Raw genomic sequence first — 1,385 nt, 5'->3', positions numbered from 1 at the left:
CGGGCCGACTGGGCGGCGCTCGACGCGGCGCTGGCCCGGGCCGAGGAGCTGCGCGCCGGCGGCGAACTGGCCGACGACGACTACCTGATCGTGCTGCAGACCCGCGCCTACGCCGCCCACCACGACCTCTCCGAGGCGCTGCCCGAGCCCGCCGCCGAGGTGACCGGGCGCTTCGAGGCGGCGGTCGGCGGCTACCGGCGGGCCGCCGTGGAGCTGGGCTCCGAGCGGCGGGCCGCCACCTCCCGGCAGTACACCGCCGACATCGCCGCCCGGCAGGGCCGGCTGGCCGAGGCGGAGGCCGAACTGCGCGAGGTGCTGGCCCAGTTGGACGCGGCCGAGCTGCCCTGGCACACCCCGCGGGTGCTCGGCCTGCTGGGCCAGGTGCTGCTGCAGGGCCACGAGCCGGGCCAGGCGGTCGAGGTCTTCCACCGGGCGCTGGCCGAGGCCGTGCGCTGGGGCGACGACTCCTACCCGTACGCGCCGACGTACATGATGCTCGGCCACTCCTGCCTCCAGGTGGGCGACCTCGGCGGTGCGGTCCGCGCGCTGTCGGAGGCGGCCGCGCGCTACGACCGCAAGGGCGCCGAGGCGGTCGAGGAGGCCGCCCGGGTGCGCCTGCAACTGGCCGACGTGCTGCGTGACACCGGCCGGGCGGCGGACGCGGTGGCCGTCCTGGAGTCGGTGCTGCTGGACGCGTCGGCGGCGCGGCTGGACGTCCGGATTCTCGCCCAGGGCCGGCTGGACCTCGCCCGGGGCCTGTCCGACCTGGAGGAGCACCGGGACGCCGCCGAGGAGTACCTGCGGCTGGCCGACCTGGTGGCCGGGTGGGAGGACCAGGAGACCCACACCATGGTCGCCTGCGAGGCCACCCTGGCGCTCGCCCGGGCCGAGCGCTGGGACGCCGCCGAGGCGGCGCTGGCCCGCGCCCGGGAGGCGCACGGCAAGGCCCCGCAGGTGGACCAGCTGGCCGCCACCCTGCGGGAGCTGGCCCGGCTGACGACGCGGGAGAAGGGCGAGGAGGGGCTGGCGGCGGCGCTCGCCCTGCTGGCCGAGGCGGACGCGGTCGGCGAGGCGGCCGAGCGGTCCGGCGAGGAGTACAACTCCTGGTACCTGCGCGGCGGTTCGCACTACGAGCGGGCGCGTTCGCTGGCCGTCGCCGGGCGGCACGAGGAGGCGCTGGCCGAGGTCGAACGGGCCATCGCGGAGTACGAGGCGGGCGGGGCGCGGGCCGAGTCCCCGCGGGCGGAGGCCGTCCGGCTGGCCGCGCTGATCGAGGGCAGCGACCTGGGGCGCACCGACGCGGCGGTGGCCCGGCTGGCCGCCGGCATCGCGCGCTGCGAGGCGGCCGGGCTGCCGGAGGCGGCGGAGGTGCTGGCGGAGCTGCG

1 pseudogene is annotated in these 1,385 nt (G+C 78.5%); it reads left to right on the top strand.

From position 1 onward, the window contains the following. A pseudogene (locus AE652_RS37385) lies at positions 1 to 1,385 on the top strand (hypothetical protein); the annotation flags it as partial.

It is taken from the genome of Kitasatospora sp. MY 5-36, assembly GCF_001182915.1.
Taxonomy (GTDB): domain Bacteria; phylum Actinomycetota; class Actinomycetes; order Streptomycetales; family Streptomycetaceae; genus Kitasatospora.
This window is presented reverse-complemented; position numbering and strand designations above follow the sequence as displayed.